Raw genomic sequence first — 22,518 nt, forward strand, 5'->3', positions numbered from 1 at the left:
CAAAATAAAGACAAAAAACAATAACTTTGCGAAAAATAATTATTTAAAATAAATGGCGAACAAAGAAGTAGGAAACGATATTTTATTAGCAAATATCATTAAGGGTATTGAAGACGTAAAAGGAAATGATATAGATATTTTAGATCTTAGAGAATTAGAAAATACAGTTTGTGATTATTTTGTTATTTGTAATGGTAACTCAAATACACAAGTTAATGCAATAGTAAATTCTGTTCAAAAAGCTGTTTCAAAAGAACTCAAAGAAAAACCTTGGCATGTTGAAGGAACTGATAATGGTGAATGGGTATTGATGGACTATGTACATATAGTAGTTCATGTTTTCCAAAAACACATCAGAGAATATTACAACATAGAAAGTCTTTGGGGAGATGCTAAAATTACATCAATCGAAAATAAATATTAATTGTTAGAGTATCTATGTCAAAAGAAAATAAACAAAATAATTTTAAATTTAATCCTTGGTGGATATATGGCTTAATAGGGGCTGTATTTATTGGGATGTATTTATCTGGTCAATCTCGTTGGGTTGAACCTACTAAAACAAATGTTTCTAAATTTTATGAGTTCTTAGAAGCAGGAGATATAGACAAAGTAGAAGTAGATAATGATCGTTTTGTTACGGTTTACTTAAAAGAAAATGCTTTATCAAAAAAAGCTCATTTAAAATTACCTAAAGAAGATTTATTAGGAAGTAAAAATTTAGGTCCCCATTATTCTTTTGAAATTAGCGGTGAAGACGGAAGTTTTTCAAAAGATTTAAAAGAAGCTAAGCTGACTAATAAAATTTCTCAATACGAATACAAAACATCAGGAGGTTGGACAGACTTCATGATTCAGTTACTTCCTATTTTTATTTTAATTGGTTTTTGGGTTTTTATGATGCGTCGCATGTCTGGAGGCGGTTCTGGAGGAGGCGGTCAGATCTTTAATATTGGTCGTTCAAAAGCGAAACTTTTTGATGAGAAAACAGATGTAAAAGTTACTTTTAAAGATGTAGCCGGATTAGAAGGAGCAAAAGAAGAAATTCAAGAAATTGTAGAATTTTTAAAGAATCCTAAAAAATACACCGACTTAGGAGGTAAAATACCTAAAGGAGCTTTATTAGTTGGCCCTCCAGGTACTGGTAAAACATTATTAGCAAAAGCGGTTGCAGGAGAGGCTAAAGTACCATTTTTTTCTCTTTCAGGATCTGATTTTGTAGAAATGTTTGTAGGAGTTGGAGCTTCAAGAGTACGTGATTTATTCAAACAAGCCAAAGAAAAATCACCAGCCATTATTTTTATAGACGAAATAGATGCCGTAGGTAGAGCCAGAGGAAAAAGTAATTTTTCAGGGTCTAATGACGAGCGTGAAAATACATTAAATCAACTTTTGACAGAAATGGATGGTTTTGGAACTGATACAAGTGTAATTGTATTAGCCGCAACCAACCGTGCAGATGTGTTAGATAAAGCTTTAATGCGTGCAGGACGTTTTGATAGGCAAATTTATGTTGATTTACCAGATATTAGAGAACGTAAAGAAATTTTTGAAGTTCATCTAAAACCCTTGAAAAAAGTAGAAGATTTAGATACTGACTTTTTGTCAAAACAAACTCCTGGGTTTTCTGGAGCAGATATAGCCAATGTATGTAATGAAGCAGCTCTAATTGCAGCCAGAAATAATAAATCAGCAGTAGATAAACAAGACTTTTTAGATGCTGTAGATAGAATTATTGGAGGATTAGAAAAGAAAAACAAAATAATAACAGCAGAAGAAAAAAGAGCAATAGCCATACACGAAGCAGGACACGCTACCGTGAGTTGGATGTTAGAACATGCAGCACCACTTGTAAAAGTAACTATTGTACCTAGAGGACAAAGTTTAGGAGCAGCTTGGTACTTGCCAGAAGAAAGACAAATTGTTAGACCACACCAGATGCTAGACGAGATGTGTGCCACAATGGGAGGACGTGCCGCAGAGAAAGTAGTATTTGATATGATTTCTACAGGAGCTTTAAGTGATTTGGAAAAAGTAACAAAACAAGCTCGTGCTATGGTTACTATATATGGACTAAATGAAAGATTAGGTAATGTAACATATTATGATTCATCAGGACAATCCGATTATAATTTTTCTAAACCTTACTCAGAAGAAACAGCTCTGACAATAGATAAAGAAATATCAGCCATTATAGAAAAACAATATCAAAGAGCAATTCATATTCTACAAGAAAATAAAGAAAAACTAGAACGCTTGGCAGATATTTTGATAGAAAAAGAAGTAATTTTTAAAGACGATTTAGAAGAAATTTTTGGAAAACGTCCCTATGACAAATCTTTACAAGAAGAAATTGTTTAAAACTTAGTTAATAAAATAAATAAAAAACTCAATCTTATGTTAAAATTAGATTGAGTTTTTTTTAACTTTGGCAATTAAACCAAACTACTTCTATTTGTAAGTAATATATGAGTATTTTTAGGAAAATTTTTGGGTCAAGTAATGATGCTTCTCAAGAAGCTAATGAAAGTGAATACAACCCTTTTCATGAAGTAAATGTTAATTTACCAGTAGATGAGTTGTTTACTTTGAATTTTAAAAAAAATGGAGGTAAATTCTTATACTGCGAAAATTTAGCAGAATTAAATGAACAGTTTGAAAATATTTTAGAAGAAAATGACTGGTTCGAATCAGAAGCCATTTGTTTAGAATCAAAATTGTTTGGAATGCTTGATTCTAACAATATAAGCTATTCAAATGTTATAAGTCCAAAATTTTTGTTAGCAACTTGCGAAGGTCTTATTGCTGAGGATGGCTCTATTATGTTTTCTTCTGCTCAAATAAAACATAATAAAATAAATGAATTACCAGATAATATTGTAGTTATAGCAGCTACTAGTCAGATGGTTCCTGGTAAAAGTGACGGTTTACGCGAAATTAAAAGACGTTATACAACTAATTATCCAACTAATATCACAACCATTAAGTATTTTGAAAAAGTGAAAGAAGAAGATTTTCTTCATTATGGAAGCTCTCCAAAAAATTTATATTTACTTTTATTAGAAGATTTATAGCATGAACGAAACATTAGTCCGTGCATTATCAGGCATTATATATGTTGCTTTGTTAGTGTCTGCTACTCTATACTCAGAAGAATCCTTTTTAATTCTTTTTGGACTTTTTTTATTCCAAGCAGTAAATGAATTCACAAATTTAGTTAGAATAAATAAAGGATTAGCTTTTCTGCTAGCCATTATCTCTTATTTAAATTATACCTATTTTAACAACTACCACTTTAATAATTGGATGTTAGTCATTATAAGTTTAATTGTATTAGCATTTCTTTGTAAATGGCTATTCGATTCTAAAATTAAAGATATTAACTATTTAAATTGGATAATCTTAATAGGATATATTATTATACCATTTATATTGATTACCAAATTAGGTAAAATAAAAGAAAATCATTATCCTCATATTATTATAGGAATTTTTATTTTAATATGGACAAATGATACATTTGCTTATATAGTGGGAAAGAAAATTGGAAAAAATAAATTATTCGAAAAAATATCTCCCAAAAAAACAATTGAAGGTTTTTTAGGAGGTACTCTTTTTACTGTTCTAGCTAGTTTTGTAATAAGTCAATATTATGTAAATTTGCTGCCAGTTACATATTGGATTCTGATTGCTTTACTAATAAGTTGTTTTGGTACAATAGGAGATTTAGTCGAGTCTAAATTTAAACGCTTAGCAGGAGTTAAAGATAGTGGTAATATTATGCCTGGTCATGGAGGAATATTAGATAGACTAGATAGTATTATTTTTACAACCCCATTTATTTATTTACTATTAAAAATTGTAGGATATGTTTCATAAAGAAGGAATTAAAATTATTTCAGTAGCTTCATTAATGATGATTATTAGCTTGTTTTTAGCTGATAAATTTTTGATTGATATTACATGGTTACGCTTAAGTATACAAATATTAGTATTATTTTTATATATAATAATTTTGCAATTTTTTAGAAACCCTAATAGAAAAATACAACCTAATGAACATACAATATTAGCACCTGTTGATGGTAAGGTAGTCGTAATAGAAGAAGTATACGAAGAAGAATATTTTAAAGATAAACGATTAATGGTTTCTATTTTCATGTCTCCAATAAACGTTCATGTTACTCGTTATGCTGTTTCAGGAGTTGTTAAATACAGTAAGTACCATCCAGGTAAGTATTTAGTAGCTTGGCATCCAAAAGCTAGTACAGAAAATGAACGTACCTCAGTTGTAGTTGAAAATAAAGCGTTTGGAGAAATTATGTATCGTCAAATTGCAGGAGCTTTAGCAAAAAGAATTGTAAATTATGCGAAAGAAGGCGATGTTGCAATTCAAGGAACGGATGCAGGCTTTATAAAATTTGGTTCTCGAGTAGATTTATATCTACCTTTAGGAACTAAAGTTAATGTGCAACTAGAAGAAAAAGCAATTGGAAATTACACTATTATTGCACAAGCTTAAAATGTCTCCTCAAGAATTAGATATTAAATTTAAAGAAGCTTTTATGAAGGTTTCTAAAATGCAACAGGACTCACTTCCTCAAGATGTTATGTTACGGTTATATGCTTATTATAAACAAGCTAGTAATGGCTCAATGTCTAATATGAATTATAGTAATCTAGATGTACGTGATGCTTTCAAATTAAACGCTTGGATGCAAGTAAGCCATTTATCTGTTGAGGAAGCTAAAAAAAGTTATATTGATTTAGTAAATGAAATAGTTACAAATGAATAAAAAAATTTTTTTTATCATAAATTGTGTTGGATTGTCTTTTTTAAGCTGTAAAAAAGATACTTTAGTAGAAGTCGTAGATGTTCCTGCTACTCCTATAGTGGCTATCGAAAAAAAAGATACTAAACCTTCAGATTTAAAAGCTAATGAAGGGGCTTTTCAATTATACAAATTACCTTTTGAATATCAATCTTTAGAACCTTATTTAGATTCTAATACTTTAGAATTACATTATTCAAAACATTTATTACCGTATGTAAACGCTCTTAATAAGACAATAATAGGGACTAAATATGAAGTGTTAGATTTTTTGGATATATTTAAAAATTTAAATTATTCTGATACTGAAATTCGTAATTACGCGGGAGCAGTATATAATCATAATTTTTATTTTGAATCAATAGCCCCAAAAGCAGGAGGACAGCCCACAGGAGAGTTATTAGAAGCTATTAATAGAGATTTTGGTTCTTTTGATCAGTTCATTCAAAATTTTTCGGAAGCTTCTATAAAAATTAACGGTTCAGGTTGGACTTGGTTGCTTTCGGATAAATATGGTAAATTAAAAATTTTGACCACAGCTAATAATGATGCTCCTCAAATGAAAGGATTAGGGATTAAAGACATACCCTTATTGTGTTTAGATATGTGGGAACACGCATATTATTTAAAGTTTCAAAATAGAAAAAAAGAATATGCTAATACCTTTTTTAGTATGGTTAGTTGGCCTAAAATAGAAGAGAGGTATAATGCTTTTCCAAAATCTAGTTACCCAACGACTAGTGCTGTTTCAACAACAACTGTAGAGGAAGAATCTAATTTAGTTCCTTTAGAAGATAAAAAAGAATGATATTATAAAATAAATATTGAAGGATTAAAAAATTATTTATTATTCTGATATTTTTCACTTAAAATAATAAACCTATAAAAAATATAAAGAGATGATGTATTCAATATAATATTGATAGGTTCAAAAATTTTTTCTAAGGTAAAGTATTTTTGAAGAATAAATATGAAATTTTGCATTACAAATAAAATAATGCTTATTAATAAGAAAGAATTTTTATTGTTGATTTCATTTTTTTCTAGATAATAATTAGATAATGAAATTCCTCCCAACAAAGACATTAATATTCCGTTGAATAAAAGTATTAAAAAATTAGATGAATAAAAATCATAAATTAAAAATATAACATATAAGTAAAAAAATAAAAAAGGAATTGTACAAATTAAAATAGGTATTATTTTTTTTGGGGTTATATTTTGATAAACTAGTATTAGACTAAGTAGTCTGTTAATTAAATAAGCAATCATTCCATAAAATAAAAATGATTTTGTCTTGTATTGGAAAAAGAAATTGCTAATAATCACAAAAACAAGAACTCCTATAAAAAGATAATTTCTTTTTGATGAACTATATATGTAAAGTATTTGTAATAAGATTAGACGTAATAATCCAAGATAGGATAATGAAGGATTTATATTAAATATTTCGTTTATTAAAAATAATAAGGCAATAGCAAAATAAGTAATACTAATTAGTCTTATTGTCTTTTTTTGGGTCAAATCTTCCATAATTTTTTTGATATTTTATTATGTCATTTTTATAAAAGACAATATGATTTAAGAATTATAAGTAAGAATTAACTAATTTTTATTCTCAAATTTAATAAAAAAAATATAATTATGTAAGAAAAAAGCTTAAAAAAATAAATTTTAGATAAAATGTACTATATCTAATTTTCTTTCTCAGAAAAAGAATTACTTATTTTCTTTAGTTTATTTTTCCGTTCTATTTTTTTTGCCTCATTTTTAATTTTAGCTCTTCTAAGCTTATTATTGAATTTTTTAATATTCTCCTCGTTTTTACGGCTCATAAATATTGTTTTTTAATTTGATCTAAAGATAATTCTGTATAAATTAAGTCGTTTATTATTTTTTCTCTTAGAATATGAATATCTTCATCAAAATGTTTTGCCCAATTCGTAAGATTTAAAATATTTCGTGCATTTTTTAGTCTTTTTTTAGTTTCTGTGCTGGTTCTTAAAATTGCAGAATTATTATAATTCTTAGTTTGTTTGTGTAGATAATGAATTTCATTACGAATACGATCCCAATCAAGATAATATAATTTTTCTATTTCATTATCAGGAAAAAAACTATCCCAAGTAGCATAGCCTACTTTGAATTTAGAAGTTTCTAAATCGTGATTTATTAACCTCCATTTTGAATTTGCAAATCGTCCCCAATGATTTGATAATCTATAAATCCCTTTTTGTGAATAAAAATAGTTGCTTCCCGATTTACTTACAAAATCAGGTGTTAGATTAGAAATACAACTATATGAAACCTCTTCAAAAACACAGAAAGTTTTTTTGAGTGAATTAACTTTAGGATAATATTTAGAAATTATTTTCTCCAAAATTTTAAATAAAACTTAAAAATGACTTATATAACTACAAAAAGGCTATTTTTGTGGTTCAAAATTAGTAAAACTATTTTTATAGTTCTTTATATTATTAACAAATACATACAGATGAAAAAAATTTTAGGAATCAGTTTAGTAACCTTATCTATTGCATGTAATGGCATAATTGGTAATGGATTTAAATTTGAAGGGGAAATCAACGGATTAAAAGACGGAACAAAAGTCTTTTTACAAAAGCAAGACGAAAATACAGGAATGCCTGTTTCTATAGATACTGCAAAAGTAGAAAAAGGCAAATTCGTTTTTGAAGGTGAAGCAAAAGAACCACAAGTACACATGGTTTCTGTTGAAAATCAACAAGGAGGTTTTGTATTTATTTTAGAAAAAGGAAATATAACGGCAAAAATTAACAAAGACAGTATTCCTTTAACTAAAGTTGAAGGTACTTATAATAATGATGAATTGGTTAAGTACAACACTCAAATGATGGGCATATCTAAACGTATGATGTCATTTCAAAAAGAGAACATGGCAAAAATGCAAGAGGCTCAGAAAGTTAATGATTCTGTAACAATGAATAAAATTAATACAGAATTTTCTAAATTTCAAGAAGAATTTATTACTTCAGGAGCTAAATACATTGACGAAAATCCAAAATCGTTTATTTCTTTATTATTAATTCCAACTCTTTTTAATACGCCAAATGCTGATGTAGTTAAAATAAAAAAATCTTTTGATGCTCTAGAAAAAGATGTTAAAGAGACAACAGCAGGAAAGAAAATTAAAAAACAATTAGAGGATTTTGAAAAAGCAATGGCAGGAGCAAAAAAAAAAATGAACTAATTAAAAAAGCTCCCGATTTTAGTGCTAAAACACCTGATGGAAAAATATTAAGTTTAAAACAAGTTTTAGGAAAAGTAACCTTAATTGATTTTTGGGCTTCTTGGTGTGGACCTTGTCGAAAAGAAAATCCTAATGTAGTAGCTCTTTATAAAAAATGGCATTCAAAAGGGTTAAATATTATAAGTGTATCTTTAGATAAAGATTTAACGAAATGGAAAGAAGCCATTCAAAAAGATCAATTAACTTGGAATCATGTTTCTAACTTGATGCAATGGGAAGATCCCATTGCAAAAATGTATCAAATAGAAAGCATTCCTTCAACAGTATTAGTTGATGAAAAAGGATACATTATAGGTACTAATCTTTTTGATAAAGAATTAGAAAATGAAATAAAAAAGGTATTAACTAAATAAAAAATAGTTATAAACTTAGTTGAAATTTGAAAGGGGATGATTAAAATAATCATCCCCTTTTTATATAATGTTTTTGAAAACTCAACTATTTATTTTTGTTTTGCTATTAATTGAGTAATTTCAACGATAACATCAATGGCTTTTTGCATACTTTCTACTGGGACATACTCATATTTTCCATGAAAATTATGTCCGCCTGCAAAAATATTAGGACAAGGTAGCCCCATATAAGATAATCTAGATCCATCTGTACCTCCTCTTATTGGTTTAATAATAGGAGTAATACCTAAATTTTTCATTGCTTTTTCAGCTATTTTTACTATGTGCATCATAGGTTCAACTTTTTCGCGCATATTGTAGTATTGATCTTTTATTTCTATTTCTACAATATTTTCACCAAATTGCTTTTTATATTTAGAATTGATCTTGTCGGCAATTTTTTGTGCAAACTTTTTACGCTTTTCAAATTTCTTACGATTATGATCGCGAATAATTAATTGAACTGTTGTTTCTTCTATACTTCCTTTTATATCAACAACGTGAAAAAATCCTTGGTAATCTTTTGTTTTTTCTGGGACTTCTTTTTTAGGTAATTTGCTTATATATTTATTAGCTAAAAGCATTGAATTAATCATTTTGCCTTTTGCATAACCAGGGTGTACGCTTTTTCCTTTAAATATAATTTTAACACCAGCAGCATTAAAATTTTCATATTCTAATTCACCTATTTGACTACCATCCATAGTATAAGCCCAGTCGCATCCAAATTTTTCTACATCAAAAAAATCTGCACCACGTCCAATTTCTTCATCGGGAGTAAAACCAACTTTTATTGTACCATGTTTAATTTGTGGATTTTGAATTAAATATTCCATTGCTGTGATAATTTCTGTTATACCAGCTTTATCATCAGCACCTAATAAAGTTGTGCCATCTGTAGTAATCAGAGTTTGTCCTTTATATAATAATAAATCTTCAAAATAACTAGGCGAAAGAATAATATTTTTTTCTTGATTTAGTACAATATCACCACCATCATAGTTTGGTACTATTTGTGGTTTTATATTAGCTCCCGTAAAATCAGGAGTAGTATCAAAGTGCGAAATAAAACCGATAGTGGGGACTTTTTCCTCTATATTAGAAGGTAGAGTTGCTTGAATGTAAGCTTTGTCATCTATACTTACATCTTGCATTCCTATGTTTTTTAATTCTTCTACTAGTTTATTGGCAAGATCCCACTGTTTAGCAGAACTTGGAGTGGTATTAGAATTAGGGTCAGCTTCTGTATCTATTGTTACATAGCTTATAAAGCGATCTATAATATGTTGCATAATTACGATTTTTGTTCTTTATTAAAATATACTAGATAATAATACATTTGTTTTTCTTCGTCCCAACCTTTTTCAACAAATTTCTCCGCACTTTCTGGGTTTACAAAATCCAATTTTATTTGAATATTTGTATCCAATTCTATTACATTTTTCATTTTTCTGCGAACATCAGTTACAGCCTGATTTGCAATTGGAAAGTTAGTTAAATCTTCTACACTGTATTTTTCGCCTTTATCAACTTTATAATTTTTGAATTCTGAAATTAAATCGGGATTATCTAATACATCATTTAAAAAAGTTGATTCTTCAAAATTATCATTTTTTGCAAAATGATTTACAGCTCGATTCATAAAAAGAACTTCTTCTTTTTTATCTTCAGCAGGTAAAACTACTTCTTTTGCAAAATCTTGACAAAATTTTAGATATTTTTTAGTCATAAAATTTTCATCTTGAAAAGCATCTACACTCAGAAAGTATTCTAACCAATAACGAGCATCATAACGATTACTATCTACTGTTAGTATTTTGTAACCTTCTTCTTTTTTATAATTAAAAATTAAACATCCTTTGTCTAGTTTTTGTAAATTAATGCCTTGTTGCAAAATCATTTCTAAATTACTTCCTTTTTCTTCAAATTGAAGAAAATCTGATTTTATTTCGCTTTTGAATACACCTATTGCATCTACCGGTTTATTATCTATTGATACATTTGTTAGATAAGTAATGTAAACTTCTCCGTTTTTTATATGAGGATGGTTAGATTGTTCAAAAAGATGCTTGGTTATCTTTTTTGAAAGGTCATGAATGTTAGCTGGATTTGAAAAAATTTCACTTGCTAGATTATACATTTCATTGTATTCTAAATCTACATCATGTGCAAATTGATAATAATTTTCTTCTTTTTCTCTAAAAGGTTTAAAGAAAAATTCTTTTAACAAAGGCATGATTTCATCATTTAAGCCATAAGGCTGATCTGATAAAAATATAGCTTCATTTCTACTTTTATTTCCTACGCGATGTATTGATAGGTTTTCTATTTGGGTATTAAAAAGATTAATCATATTTTCTAATAAAAGAATAAAGATTTTAGGAATCTAATTATTCTTAAGGTTTTTATTTTATGTTTTTTTTGATATATTAATTCCAGTTTTCTTCAAAACCAAAATCACTAAAAGAATCATCACCGTCAAACATATCAAAATCTTCATCATCGTAATCATCTTGAAAATCTTCATAGAAATCATCTTTTTCTGCATCAAATTCTTTATCTGGTGCCATAAGAGGTAATACTCCATGAGAAAATAATAAATCAGGATAAGACATACCTTGTTCTGGTTCTTCTATGGATGCTAATTCTACAAAGAAAGTCCACATATTTAAAAAATCATAGACATAAATGATTTTTGTATTATTTTTATCAAAAGTAGATGATAAAATATGATCGGCCATTGTTAATCCTTCTCCAGGATTATCACTTGTGTCAAATAAAGGAATTTCTTGATCTTGATTCCATTGATCATCACAGGTGTAAAAAGCGGCCATTTCCATACCATCAAAACCAAAAGCATTTACAATGGCATTATGTAAATCTTCTAAACTATTATTTTCTTCAATAGCTATATCTCTAAATACATCCTCTTCAGCATCAAGGATAACTCTGTATTTGTAAATCATAAAACGAATTATTTGATAGGGTCAAAGGTAATTATAATTTTAGAAAACGAAATTTAGAATTAGCTTTTGTTAATAATATTTTTAGAGATTTTACTTGTCTATAGAATTTATACTATTTATATAAAGAGGATTGAATATTTTGTAATTATCTTGTTTAGCTTTGTTTAGTACTATAAAGGTAAGAAATGGTACGAATAAGAAAAAGATGTTTGATGAAGTTTTAGTAGGATTTTATCATTCTTAGATTTTATTTTTATAGTGAAAGAAGTATTTTCTATTCTTTATATGAGTAGAATGCCATAAAAATGAAGTATTTTTGCATAGATATGCTAAAAAATAAACAATATGTTTTATTTTAATTTACTGATTATTAATTTTTTATAATAAAATAACTACTATTTATATGAGTAAAATACAATGGGAAACAGCCTTAGAATTTGAGGATATTACCTATAAGAAATGTAATGGTGTTGCTCGAATTGCTTTTAACCGTCCAGATGTTCGTAATGCGTTTCGACCTAAAACAACTTCAGAATTATTAGTTGCTTTTAAAGATGCACATGAAGATACAAATATTGGGGTTGTACTATTATCTGCAGAAGGACCTTCTTCTAAAGATGGAATTTGGTCTTTTTGTAGTGGAGGAGATCAGCGTGCGAGAGGGCATCAAGGTTATGTTGGAGAAGATGGATATCATCGCTTAAATATTTTAGAAGTACAACGTTTGATCCGTTTTATGCCAAAAGCCGTAATTGCGGTAGTTCCAGGATGGGCTGTTGGAGGAGGACATTCTTTACATGTAGTTTGCGATTTAACGTTAGCCAGTAAAGAACATGCCATTTTTAAACAAACAGATGCTGATGTAACTAGTTTTGATGGAGGATATGGATCAGCTTATTTAGCTAAGATGGTAGGACAAAAGAAAGCTCGTGAGATTTTCTTTTTAGGTAGAAATTATTCTGCTCAAGAGGCGTATGAAATGGGAATGGTAAATGCCGTTATCCCACATGCTGAATTAGAAGATACCGCTTATCAATGGGCTCAAGAAATATTAGAAAAATCACCTATTTCCATTAAAATGTTAAAGTTTGCCATGAATTTAACTGATGATGGAATGGTAGGACAACAAGTTTTTGCAGGTGAAGCTACACGATTAGCATATATGAGTGATGAAGCTATTGAAGGTAGAAACGCATTTTTAGAAAAACGTAAACCTAATTTTGAAAAGAAATATATTCCATAAAATGGTTTAGTTATAAAATACTTCTAACTTATTTTTATTAAAAAAATATATTGATAATAAGGTAGTAATTTCCCTGTTTGTAAATAAATTTTAGAGAAATATAAGGCTAGAAGTATTTTCAAATTAACTTTTAAATTTTATTAATGACGGGTCTAGTTTAAAAAAGTTAATAAAATTTTACTATATTTGGCATTGCCACTATTCTTCATGTAAGTAGATTCTGAGCTTTTTAAATAAAATTGTTAAAAGCTTACTAAATTTTTAATTTTTTACTATTAATTCTTTAAAAAAGAAAAAAGAGTTTTATCACTTTGTTGAAATTATAACTCTCATTTTGTTTTTTAAAGAAATTGTTAATTTTGTGGTTAAACATAATTTAAGAAATTATTATGAAATAATAATTGTTGACTATATATATTTATTCAAAAAATATGAAACATTGGATACAAGCTGCGCGTCTACGAACCTTACCTTTATCACTTTCTGGCATTTTGGTTGGTAGTATGTATGCGTATAAAACAAGTAAATTAACTTCTATTGAATTATTTGATTGGAAAATTTTTATATTAGCTATTTTAACAACTGTAGCATTTCAAGTACTTTCTAATTTTGCGAATGATTATGGAGATGGTGTAAAAGGAACAGATGCTAATAGAATAGGAGAGAAGAGATTGGTTGCAACTGGAGAAATAACTCCAAAAAAAATGAAAATAGCTGTATATTTAACAGCTATTATTAGTTTTTTGTTTGCGTGTTTATTAATTTACTTTTCTTTTAAGAATAGGTATTTAAATTATTCTTTGTTTTTTCTAGGATTAGGAATAGTTTCTATCATAGCTGCTATAAAATATACTGTTGGAAATTTTGCATATGGTTATAAAGGATTAGGAGATCTTTTTGTTTTTATCTTTTTTGGTTGGGTAAGTACACTAGGCTCCAATTTTTTATTTACAAAAGATTTTGATATTTTACTAATGTTACCTGCTTCAGCTATTGGTATGCTTAGCGCAGGAGTATTGAATTTGAATAATATGCGTGATGAAGTATTAGATAGAAGATCAGGAAAAAATACATTAGTTGTAAAAATGGGGGGTAATAATGCAAAAAAATACCATTACTTTTTAATTATTACAGCCATGATTTTAATTATCTTATTTGGTTTATTATCTAATTTTAAGTGGGATCAATATTTTTTCTTGACAGCCTATTTTCCTTTAATAAGTCATCTTATTACAGTTTATAACTGTCCTGATAACAGAGCTTTAGATCCTCAATTAAAAAAATTAGCAATAAGTACTTTTTTAATATCTTTAATATTATCATTAACATTAATTTTTAATCAATAATGAATTGTAGTTATCATCCAATTGCAGAAAAAGAAATAAATGAATGGTATTGTAATTTGAAATTTCAAAGTATATTGGATCATGTATATTATGAAATTGTAAAAAACGGTAGACGATTTAATCTTGGTGAAGAGAGTTTAAAATCTTATGTTGAAATAATGAAAATGGCAGCTAAAAATGCACAATCAAAAAATAATTTTGATGAAGCACATGCTTATAACATAGCTCTTGTTCAAGGTCTTTTTAGAAAATATTTCTATTTAAAAGATTTTTCTTTTTCTAAACTAATAGATAAAAAAACCTATTTCGAGCGATATACAAAAAAATGGCAGGAAATAGTAAAACAAGATAAAGAAATACTTCTGAATGTTAATAATAAAATTTCAGGAGAAAAAAGTGGAGGAGTATACATACCTTTTAATAAGGTAGCAGAACTATTACAAGATTACGCCAAAAAAGGAAGCGTACAAGATGATTTGAATTCTTTTTTTGGTGAACATATTACTATTTTTTTAAATAGTTTAGAATATGCTAAATCAAATAATTTAGGATTATTGGAAGCGTCCGGTATTATTAATAAAGACTTTTTAGTTTCATCAAATGATGTAAGTGATATTGTTATAGAAAATTGTGATACTCAAAGTTTACAATTTGGCTCACCTATAAAATCTTCTAAACAGGAAAAAGTAAGAGAAATAGTATTAGATCTTCCAATTGCAAAAATACCCGAAGTAGAATCTAAAATTGAAAAAAAGAGTCTATGGAAAAAAATATTTGGGTAATATCTTAATAGAAAATTAAACTCTGTTTTAAAGCTATATAAAAGTTAAATATGTAATTTATAGTAAAAAATATAAAATTATAAATGATTTTGACTTCTATATAGCTTCTTTTTTTAATTTGTTATAATATTTTAAATGAAATTCTGTTTTTATAATATACTTTTTATTTTAAACCTTTTTGTCGGATACACCCAAACACCCTCTGGTTATTGGGATAATCAAAGAGGAACAACCAAAGAAGTAAACCTTTCTGCTGGTGAAAAAGGAGTCGTAAAAATCCAAGATTTACCAGTTGGAACAACTGAAATAGCGTATCGTATTACGTTACTTGACGAAAATCAGAAAATGGTGAATGACCTTTCATCTGTTTTAAAAGCTATTCCAGATCCTTATTTTATAGGAAAAGGTACAGGTAGTGCCATTTCTTTAGTATCATCTATTTCAGGTGTTGATAAATGTACTTATGCTGTGTTTTTAGATGAGTCTTCTAGCAATGATTTTGTTAAAACAGAATCAGTTCAAAAGGCATGTTTGTATCAAAAAAATCCTATTAGTAAAGATGCAAGACTTATATCTTTAAAATCCACTTGTTTAAATGAAAACACTAAAAATCTTTGGTTTACTTTTAAAAACCAAAATTGGTTAATGAGTGAAAAAATAATATTAGAAGTAATTCCTTGGGTTGATAATATAGCCAGTAGAGGATGGACAAAAAAAAATAAAGAAAATGTTATAGAAAATATTAAACATATTTCTTTATCTAAAAATTTAAAATCGGATGTATCTAATAGCATTGCCTTTTGTTTGTTAAATAAAATAATGGAAAAATATCGTTTTCAAGATTTTTTAAATTTAAGCAAAGAAGAACAAATTCTTTTTGTAGAACAAAACGATCCTATATGTTTTAAACAAGCTAATAATATGTCTTTTTATAATAACTTAATTTGCCAACAAGCTGAAAATTTATTTAAGAATAAAAGAGAAGAAGAAGCGATCAACTGGATTCAAAATAAATTAATTACAACTGAATATGCGAATGCTTTAGATTATAATTTTTTAGCTGAAATGTATATGAATACAAATCAATTTGAAAAATCATTACAGACATTACTTTTAGCAGAAGATAAAGATAAAAGTGAATTAAAAATAAAATTAAATTTAGCTCATATTTATATGTTTTTAGATGATATATCTAAATCCAAAGAAATTCATAAAAAATATAAATCACAAAATATTTCAACCAAGCAAACATGGACAAATAAAACAATAAATGACTTGGAAAAATTTAAAAAAACTTCTTTACCACAAGAGAATATAGATAGAATTTGGAAATTATATAATTAAATTTATATTTAACTTTTTATATGAAAGCAATTTATATAAAACATCTATTAGATTTTAAACGTCCTGCTGGAACTTCAAGAGGAATTTTAAACCAAAAAGAAACATGGTTTTTAATTTTAGAAAAAGACAATAAAAAAGGAATAGGAGAATGTGGTATATTACGAGGATTATCAGCTGATGATCGTCCTGATTATGAGGAAAAATTAAATTGGGTTTGTCAAAATATTCATTTAGGAAAAGATCAACTTTGGAATGAATTAATAGAGTTTCCTTCAATACAATTTGGAGTTGAAATGGCTTTTAAATCATTAGAGTCTTCTACTCCTTTTGAATTATTCCCTTCTAAATTTACGAAAGGAGAAGATGTTATTCCTATTAATGGTTTGATATGGATGGGAAGTGAAACCTTTATGCAGGAACAGATAAAAGAAAAAATCAAACAAGGTTTTCGTTGTATAAAAATGAAAATTGGAGCTATTGATTTTGAACAAGAATATAAATTATTACAATTTATTCGCTCAAATTTTTCAAAAGAAGAAATAGAGTTACGAGTGGACGCAAATGGTGCTTTTGATTATATAACAGTATTTGATAAGTTAGAAAAATTAGCCAATTTATCTATTCATAGCATAGAACAACCTATAGCTAAAGGTCAAAAGAATAAGATGAAAGATATTTGTAGCAAGTCAAAATTACCCATTGCCTTAGATGAAGAGTTAATAGGTGTTTTTTCATTAAAAGACAAAGAAAAACTTTTGTTAGAAATAAAACCTCAATATATTATACTAAAGCCTAGTTTTATAGGTGGATTTAGAGGTACTGATGAATGGATTGAATTAGCCGAAAAAAATAATATTCGTTGGTGGATTACTTCTGCACTAGAATCCAATATTGGTTTAAATGCCATTGCTCAATATACCTTTATGAAGCAAAATCCTATACCTCAAGGTTTAGGTACTGGTTCTTTATATCTTAATAATATTGATGGTCCTTTGGAGGTTAGGAATGGGTTTTTATCTTATAACCCAGAATTAAAATGGAATATAAACCTATAAATTTATATTTAACATAGAAGAGAATTTTAGATCTCCTGAAAATTAATAAGAATATAAAAAAGTATTTTATTATTATTATTATTATTTAGATCTTTTCAAAGAATATAATATTTTGATAGTTTACAAAAAAAGGTTTAATTAAGATTACAGACTAAATATTTCGGATTCTTGCCATCTCGATACTAGGAGGGATAGCATAAAGTACGTAACATAACCCTCTTAAATTCTGATGATGATATTCCTCTATCATTAAGTGTTTTGATTATGTGACTCCTCCTTACGTAGTGACAAATAAGAAACCAAAAATAAATAGAACTCAAAAGAGTCTTCGTTGAACCAAAAAGAATGGCTTTTTAAGCCTTTCTAAAATTAAACTTTCGGCAAAAAAATTATTCTATATCTATAAAAAGTTGTTGTAATTTTTCAAATGTTTCTGACTTAGGGTTTTTCCACATACCACGCTGAATAGCTTCCAACATTCGTTCAGTCATATCTTTTAGAGCCCATGGATTTACTTTTTCTATAAATTCTTTATTTTCTGGATTGAATAAATATTCTTCTGTAATTCCTTCGTACATAAAATCGTCAATCATATCAGTAGTAGCATCATAGGCAAATAAATAATCCATTGTTGCAGCCATTTCAAAAGCACCTTTATAACCATGTCGTTTCACACCTTCAATCCATTTAGGATTGACCACACGTGAACGATATACTTTTAATAATTCTTCTTTTAGTGTTTTGACTTTTGGATTATCAGGACGCGAATGATCTCCAAAATATACTTTTGGTTGTTTGCCACTAATTGTTTGTACGGCATTAGTTAAACCACCTTGAAACTGATAATAATCATCAGAATCTAAAAGATCATGTTCTCTATTATCTTGATTGTGCATTACAATTTGAATATCAGATAGGCGTTGTTCAAAAACTTCATGAGCTGATTCTCCTATTCTGTCATTGCCATAAGCATAGCCGCTCCATTGCATATATATTTTTGCTAAATCTTCTTTAGTTTGCCAGTTTTTTTCATCAATAACAGCTTGTAAACCTGCTCCGTATGCACCAGGTTTAGAACCAAAGACACGAAATAAGGCTCTTTTATGAGCTTTATCATGCGTAATTCCTTTTGTCATCCATTCCGCCTTTTCTTTTAAAAAGCGTTTTCTGATAGGATTTATCTCAGGATCTTCATCTAGGTGTGCTAATCGTTCAATGACCTTATTAAATAACGAAATTACATCAGGAAAGGCATCTCTAAAAAAACCAGAAATACGAAGTATTACATCTACTCTTGGTCGTTTGAGTATTAAAGGTGAAATAATTTCGAAATCAACAACTCTTCTGTTAGCTCCTTCCCAAATAGGTTTTACTCCCATTAAAGAAAAGGCTTGTGCAATATCATCTCCTCCTGTTCGCATAGTAGAAGTTCCCCAAACTGAGAGACCTATTGTTTCTGGATATTCTCCGTTTTCTTGAAGATAGCGTTCTATAATTAAATGGGCACTTTTTACACCTAATGTATACGCTGTTGGAGAAGGAATGGTACGTACATCTATTGAGTAAAAATTTCTACCGGTGGGCAATACGTCTAGACGACCTCTTGTAGGAGCACCTGAGCTTCCAGAAGGGACATATTTCCCATTTAATCCTGTTATTAAATTAGTAATTTCATTAGTTGTTTGTTGAATTTTAGGATAGGTAGTATTCATTATAGATTGAAGGACTTCATCAAAATGTAAATATCCTGTTTTTTTTCTATCTAATAAAAATTGTGATAGATAAGTACGTGAAATTAATTCTAGTTGTTCTACTACATCTCCAATAGTTCTGCAATGTACTTGATGAATTTCTTTTTTAAAAGAATCTGCATAATTACATTCTAAAGGATTAAAATCTAATTCTAAATCAATAGCTAAAGCTTGGGTTATACCTTTTGTTGTTCCCGAAGGCAAACGATGTAGGGCAATAAGTAAATCTAACAATTGATTATTTTTAGGAACTTCTCCAAAAATATGTAATCCATCTCTAATTTGTGCTTCTTTTAAATCACATAAATAACCATCTAATTTTACTAATAATTCATCTATGTCATCTACAGAAGTTTTTAGATCTGTATCTAAATGTGCTTCTTGAACTAAAGTTTTAATTTGCTTTTTTAGTAGTCCAGCACGTTTATTATCTAGTGTAAAAGCCTCATAATATTCATCTATAAGATGTTCTAATCTTGTCAAAATGCCATAATTTTCAGCACGTGTCATAGGAGGAATGAGATGATCTAAAATTACAGCTTGGTTTCTTCTTTTAGCTTGTGTTCCTTCTCCAGGATCATTTACAATGAAGGGATAAAAATGCGGAATGGCATTTAATAATACTCTAGGATAACAACTTTCTTTACTTAATGCTATACTTTTACCTGGTAGCCATTCTAAGTTTCCATGCTTTCCAACATGTACAATGGCATCCGCTTTAAAAATACTATTTACCCAAAAATAATAAGCTAAATAATTATACGTTGGAGGTAAATCAGGTGAATGATAAATAGCTTTTTCATCTTGATTATAACCTCTTGCAGGCTGAATACTTATAAAAATATTTCCTAATAAAAAACCTGGAATAGCAAATTGTTTATTATTGCAAAATGGAGAATCTTCTGGTTTTCCCCATTGTTTTTCAAGTTGTGTTTTTAAATAAGGAGAAAAAGATTCATATTCTTCATAGAAATCTTCTAATTTTAATGAAACCTGAAATGGACGAGCTTGTGTACTATCTACATCATTTGTTATATAGTGTGTAATTAATTTAATTAATTCGTTACTCGAACTAGGAATAAAGTTACCTAAATCATACCCATTTTCTTTAAGAGCTTTTATAATTCTTACCATGCTTTCTGGTGTATCAAGTCCAACCCCGTTAGCCAAACGACTATCTTTATTAGGGTAATTAGGCATGATTAGAGCTAATTTTTTTTCTGAGTTTATTTTATTTTGTAATTCATGCCAACGAATTGCAAAATCCACTACAAAATCCACCCCTTCAGGATGCGCTTCATATTTTAAAATATCTGAATCAGTAATAGCATCTTTACCTAAAGTTGTCTTAAAAGAAATAGCTGTAGTAATGATCCGTCCATCTAATTCAGGTAATGCAGCATTTATGGCCACATCAGTAGGAGGTAAGCCAAATAAATTATTTTCCCAAACAGTTTTAGTACAAGAAGCAAAAATAGCTTGAATAATAGGGATATTTAATTTTTGAAAAATAAAGGTATTGTCATTTTCAGTTATGTTTTTTATTGAAAAACTAGTTGTATTAATAATAGAACTTAAAGGAGAATGTTTAGGTTGAGTTAATAACTCATATAATTCATCTGTTGTATTTTTGTCTCTGAGATTATTAACAAAAGCAATGATGGGAAATATGTTTTTTTCTTGTAATTGTTTATAAATAGCGTAGACAGGCTCTAAATTATCAGCCAAATAATGTGATTTATAAACTAATATTACGGTATTAAATAGAGTATTAGAAGTTTGCTCTTTAGATAATATACCTTTTTTTAAATCATATAAAAATAAATCGGGTATTGATTGAGGTTCTTTATAAACTAATTCTTTCGCTTCAAAAAAATGATATGAAAGAAAATATAATAACTCTATTAAATTATTTTTTCCTCCAGCACAAAAATACTTCCAAACTAAATCTGAAATGGATACATCAACATTAGAAAGGTTTATTAGTTCAAGATCAGGAACATCATATCCTGATAAAAAAAGTACTGGAATATTTTTTTTTTGACATTCTATTTGAATTGATTCTACTAAATAAGGATAATAACTGATACCTCCTAATAGTCTGCATATAACAAGTTTTGCTTTTCCTACTACTTCTTCAACATATTTGTCTATTGTTAATTCTTGCTTTAAATAAATAAGATTAGTCATTCGTAAAGAAGGGAGATCTTGCGTATTAAGATTTTCTATAAACTCTTTATAAGCATTATTTAAGGAATGTATTTCCGTATCCGCAGCAGATAAAAAAAGAATATCGCCTTTGGATTGTTCAATGTAAAAAACGCCGTCCTCATTAGGATTCCAGCCTCCAGGAATGGTAGGTATTAAGTGCATTTGTAATATTCAAAATTAAAAATGGATAATTAATACAAGTCAATTATCCATTCAAATATACTTTTAATTTAATCTTTCATTTATAATTTGTTGTAAATTTTTATTTTTTAATTCATCTCCAATGATAACTAGACTTGTTATTCGGGTTTCGTTTTCTTTCCATTTGCGATCAAAATAACTTTCAAAACGAGTAGAGACACCTTGTAAAACCATGCGCATGGATTTATCAGGAACATTTATAAAACCTTTAATTCTATAAATTTCATATTCTTCAATGATTTGTTTTAAAGTATTAATTAAAATTTCAGGTGTGTGATTTGCTGTAATTTCTACAACTACAGAATCAATATGATCATCGTGGTCGTGTTCATGACCATGAGCATGATCTTCTTCATGATGTGAGTGTCGGCTTTCTAAATCATTTTCTGCTTGTGCACCCACTCCTAGTAAAATATTAGATGAAATTACACCCTTATTAGCACTTACTATTTTTACATTAGGTCTAATTTTGTTTGTAATGATAGATTCTACTATTTCAAATTGCGCTTGATTTAGTAAATCTTTTTTAGTCATTACAATTAAATCAGCACATGATAACTGATCTTCAAATAATTCCTCAATTGGAGTTTCATGATCTAATGAATCATCTGCTAGACGTTGGGCATTAACTTTAGCATGATCGCAAATTTCTCCTGTAGCTTGTCCTACAGCATCAACAACAGTAACTACAGCATCCACTGTAATTTGTGGTTTTAATTCAGGCCAATTGAAAGCATGTAAAAGAGGTTTGGGTAAGGCAAGTCCTGATGTTTCAATTATTATATGATCTATAGAATCTTTTCGTTCCATCAGTTCTAACATAATAGGTAAAAACTCGTCTTGTACAGTACAACAAACACAACCATTATTTAGTTCTAAAATATCTTCTTCAAAACTACAACATGATTTTAGTAATTCGCCATCTATTCCCATTTCACCAAATTCGTTTACAATAACGGCTAATCGTTTTCCATTATTGTTTTCTAATAAGTTACGAATAATTGTTGTTTTTCCTGATCCAAGAAAACCTGTTATTATTGTTACAGGGATTTTATTTGTCATAATAGCTTTTTTTTATTGGCTAAAAATACTGTATATACAGAATA

General features: G+C 28.1%; 21 protein-coding genes. 14 read left to right on the plus strand and 7 right to left on the minus strand.

What is annotated here, in order from left to right:
• Positions 1–52 precede the first annotated feature (52 nt).
• From rsfS to AWN65_RS05080, 7 genes are all read left to right on the plus strand, one after another.
• Positions 53–424, plus strand: coding sequence for a ribosome silencing factor (gene rsfS / locus AWN65_RS05050; RefSeq protein WP_060382171.1), 372 nt, complete (start codon positions 53–55; stop codon positions 422–424).
• Between the two features lie 14 nt (positions 425–438).
• Complete coding sequence (gene ftsH, locus AWN65_RS05055; protein WP_060382172.1) at positions 439–2,361, plus strand: ATP-dependent zinc metalloprotease FtsH; 1,923 nt, start codon at positions 439–441, stop codon at positions 2,359–2,361.
• A 107-nt stretch (positions 2,362–2,468) separates the two neighbouring features.
• The gene (locus AWN65_RS05060; RefSeq protein WP_060382173.1) at positions 2,469–3,074 is read left to right on the plus strand and encodes an LUD domain-containing protein; all 606 of its coding nucleotides are present in this window, start codon (positions 2,469–2,471) and stop codon (positions 3,072–3,074) included.
• A gap of 1 nt (position 3,075) precedes the next feature.
• Positions 3,076–3,879 (plus strand): phosphatidate cytidylyltransferase, encoded by an 804-nt coding sequence (locus AWN65_RS05065; protein ID WP_060382174.1) that lies wholly within the window; start codon positions 3,076–3,078, stop codon positions 3,877–3,879.
• A complete protein-coding gene (locus AWN65_RS05070; protein WP_060382175.1) occupies positions 3,869–4,522 on the plus strand; it encodes a phosphatidylserine decarboxylase family protein in 654 nt (217 codons plus the stop codon). The genes AWN65_RS05065 and AWN65_RS05070 overlap by 11 nt, the downstream gene beginning before the upstream one ends.
• A 1-nt stretch (position 4,523) precedes the next feature.
• Positions 4,524–4,796, plus strand: a complete 273-nt coding sequence (locus tag AWN65_RS05075; RefSeq protein ID WP_060382176.1) for an acyl-CoA-binding protein — start codon at positions 4,524–4,526, stop codon at positions 4,794–4,796.
• Positions 4,789–5,640 (plus strand): superoxide dismutase, encoded by an 852-nt coding sequence (locus tag AWN65_RS05080; protein ID WP_060382177.1) that lies wholly within the window; start codon positions 4,789–4,791, stop codon positions 5,638–5,640. Before AWN65_RS05075 ends, AWN65_RS05080 begins: the two co-directional genes overlap by 8 nt.
• A 32-nt stretch (positions 5,641–5,672) precedes the next feature.
• On the opposite strand, the gene AWN65_RS05085 is transcribed toward AWN65_RS05080, so the two are convergent.
• Both AWN65_RS05085 and AWN65_RS05090 read right to left on the minus strand, forming a co-directional pair.
• The gene (locus AWN65_RS05085) at positions 5,673–6,365 is read right to left on the minus strand and encodes a hypothetical protein (RefSeq protein WP_060382178.1); all 693 of its coding nucleotides are present in this window, start codon (positions 6,363–6,365) and stop codon (positions 5,673–5,675) included.
• A gap of 298 nt (positions 6,366–6,663) precedes the next feature.
• On the minus strand, positions 6,664–7,212 hold the full coding sequence (locus tag AWN65_RS05090) for a hypothetical protein (RefSeq protein WP_063743914.1): 549 nt from the start codon (positions 7,210–7,212) through the stop codon (positions 6,664–6,666).
• A 114-nt stretch (positions 7,213–7,326) separates the two neighbouring features.
• On the opposite strand from AWN65_RS05090, the gene AWN65_RS05095 reads away from it, so the two are divergent.
• The gene (locus AWN65_RS05095; protein ID WP_060382179.1) at positions 7,327–8,061 is read left to right on the plus strand and encodes a DUF4369 domain-containing protein; all 735 of its coding nucleotides are present in this window, start codon (positions 7,327–7,329) and stop codon (positions 8,059–8,061) included.
• Entirely contained in the window at positions 8,061–8,474 is a 414-nt protein-coding gene (locus AWN65_RS14545) for a TlpA family protein disulfide reductase (protein ID WP_081078394.1), read from the plus strand. The genes AWN65_RS05095 and AWN65_RS14545 overlap by 1 nt, the downstream gene beginning before the upstream one ends.
• Positions 8,475–8,563: 89 nt before the next feature.
• Here the strand turns inward: AWN65_RS14545 and pepT are convergent, their stop codons facing one another.
• From pepT to AWN65_RS05110, 3 genes are all read right to left on the minus strand, one after another.
• Complete coding sequence (gene pepT / locus AWN65_RS05100) at positions 8,564–9,805, minus strand: peptidase T (protein WP_060382180.1); 1,242 nt, start codon at positions 9,803–9,805, stop codon at positions 8,564–8,566.
• Positions 9,806–9,807: 2 nt separating this feature from the next.
• Positions 9,808–10,866, minus strand: a complete 1,059-nt coding sequence (locus AWN65_RS05105) for a nucleoid-associated protein (protein ID WP_060382181.1) — start codon at positions 10,864–10,866, stop codon at positions 9,808–9,810.
• Between the two features lie 76 nt (positions 10,867–10,942).
• Positions 10,943–11,479, minus strand: a complete 537-nt coding sequence (locus tag AWN65_RS05110) for an IS1096 element passenger TnpR family protein (RefSeq protein WP_060382182.1) — start codon at positions 11,477–11,479, stop codon at positions 10,943–10,945.
• A gap of 403 nt (positions 11,480–11,882) precedes the next feature.
• Here AWN65_RS05110 and AWN65_RS05115 point away from each other — a divergent pair, with 403 nt between their 5' ends.
• From AWN65_RS05115 to AWN65_RS05135, 5 genes are all read left to right on the plus strand, one after another.
• Positions 11,883–12,722: a 1,4-dihydroxy-2-naphthoyl-CoA synthase gene (locus AWN65_RS05115; protein ID WP_060382183.1), complete on the plus strand. Its 840-nt coding sequence runs from the start codon at positions 11,883–11,885 to the stop codon at positions 12,720–12,722.
• Positions 12,723–13,153: 431 nt separating this feature from the next.
• Positions 13,154–14,068, plus strand: coding sequence for a 1,4-dihydroxy-2-naphthoate octaprenyltransferase (menA, locus tag AWN65_RS05120; protein ID WP_060382184.1), 915 nt, complete (start codon positions 13,154–13,156; stop codon positions 14,066–14,068).
• Entirely contained in the window at positions 14,068–14,850 is a 783-nt protein-coding gene (locus AWN65_RS05125; RefSeq protein ID WP_060382185.1) for a hypothetical protein, read from the plus strand. Before menA ends, AWN65_RS05125 begins: the two co-directional genes overlap by 1 nt.
• A 135-nt stretch (positions 14,851–14,985) precedes the next feature.
• A complete protein-coding gene (locus tag AWN65_RS05130; RefSeq protein WP_060382186.1) occupies positions 14,986–16,194 on the plus strand; it encodes a tetratricopeptide repeat protein in 1,209 nt (402 codons plus the stop codon).
• A 20-nt stretch (positions 16,195–16,214) separates the two neighbouring features.
• Positions 16,215–17,249, plus strand: coding sequence for an o-succinylbenzoate synthase (locus AWN65_RS05135; protein ID WP_060382187.1), 1,035 nt, complete (start codon positions 16,215–16,217; stop codon positions 17,247–17,249).
• Positions 17,250–17,638: 389 nt separating this feature from the next.
• Here AWN65_RS05135 and cobN read toward each other — a convergent pair whose 3' ends face one another.
• Together cobN and cobW are read right to left on the minus strand one after the other, a co-directional pair.
• Positions 17,639–21,373, minus strand: a complete 3,735-nt coding sequence (cobN, locus tag AWN65_RS05140; RefSeq protein WP_060382188.1) for a cobaltochelatase subunit CobN — start codon at positions 21,371–21,373, stop codon at positions 17,639–17,641.
• 63 nt (positions 21,374–21,436) lie between these two features.
• Positions 21,437–22,474, minus strand: a complete 1,038-nt coding sequence (cobW, locus tag AWN65_RS05145; protein WP_060382189.1) for a cobalamin biosynthesis protein CobW — start codon at positions 22,472–22,474, stop codon at positions 21,437–21,439.
• Positions 22,475–22,518: the final 44 nt, after the last annotated feature.

This window comes from Flavobacterium covae, from assembly GCF_001534645.1.
GTDB lineage: Bacteria > Bacteroidota > Bacteroidia > Flavobacteriales > Flavobacteriaceae > Flavobacterium > Flavobacterium covae.